Source organism: Bacillus sanguinis (assembly GCF_018332475.1).
Lineage (GTDB): Bacteria > Bacillota > Bacilli > Bacillales > Bacillaceae_G > Bacillus_A > Bacillus_A sanguinis.
In genome coordinates, this window is record NZ_BOQB01000601.1 from 1 (window position 1) to 1,037 (window position 1,037).

Genomic DNA, 1,037 nt, shown 5'->3' on the forward strand with positions numbered 1-1,037 from the left:
AAAGGTCTATAATTATATTCTTTTGATCCTTATCAAACTTAAAGGAAGAAAATTTGTTTAAATCATCCATTTACAATATTCACTCCAATCAATTTTCTATAAAAATTTTAAATATCTACGAGCATTATATGTAATGAAATAAAAATTGCTTGGACAAGTAACTTAATCTTCTATTTTCCACTTCTTTTTACTAATAACTTCAAAAAGCTGGCTTCTAATAAGAAGTCAGCTTTCTTTCCTTCACTTCACATAAATATAAGTTTCATTTACTGTTAAATAATGTATTTCAACTTTATTTGTAGTTTTCCACACTTGCTTTTTCATTTATCTTGAGTATTCATTCAGTCATAATAAGAAGTCCAAGCTTGTACCATATGTTACAACAAAAAACATTTACTTAGTGTGAAACCTTATAGCTAAATATCAATGGAACAGATACTTTATAAAATGTTTAGTTTAACTAATAAAGCTAATAAAATTTGAAGGAGAATTTGAATATTCACTGCAATATCTGTATCCGTAGTTGTTACGGTTACGTTTCTGGAATTTTTAATAAATGTTTTTTGTCTATTAATTTGTTTAATAGATGATTTTTGAAACAATTCTTGTGCTACACGATCAGCTTTTTCACTATCTGCTATAGAAATACTTATTATAACCACGATAGCTGCTTGTAATGCTGCTTGAATAGATAACGCAGCTTTTGTATCTGTAGTAGTAACTTCTACATCTGCTGAATCAACAATTGTAATTGATTCTTCAGAAATTTGGTAAGTTTTACTTTCTTGCGCAGCTGCTTCTGAAACACTAGCATTTTTAAAAGATGGATGAGGATTTGAGGAATCTAATGCACTCCATTTTTTATTTTCATCTGAATGACATGTTTTGTCCATACGTTCACCCCCTTTCAATCTAAATAATTATTAACTTGTGATTGTATTTCAGAAACAATACTTTTAATTTGCTGCTTTTTTTCTGGCGATAAATTTTTTAGTTTTTCTTCATTTATCCCATGCCTATTAAAAATATCTGAGAGT

Annotated in this window: 1 protein-coding gene and 2 pseudogenes; all 3 read right to left on the reverse strand. The window is 28.0% G+C overall.

Annotated elements, in window-relative coordinates:
* Nucleotides 1-70, reverse strand: a pseudogene (locus KI369_RS28785) (spore coat protein); the annotation flags it as partial.
* A 370-nt stretch (nt 71-440) separates the two neighbouring features.
* A complete protein-coding gene (locus tag KI369_RS28790) occupies nt 441-893 on the reverse strand; it encodes a spore coat protein (protein ID WP_212959033.1) in 453 nt (150 codons plus the stop codon).
* Nucleotides 894-907: 14 nt separating this feature from the next.
* Nucleotides 908-1,037, reverse strand: a pseudogene (locus KI369_RS28795) (spore coat protein); the annotation flags it as partial.

Coding starts and splice junctions, on each gene's coding strand:
- KI369_RS28790 (WP_212959033.1), bottom strand. CDS start 893: ATGGACAAAACATGTCATTCAGATGAAAATAAAAAATGGAGTGCATTA.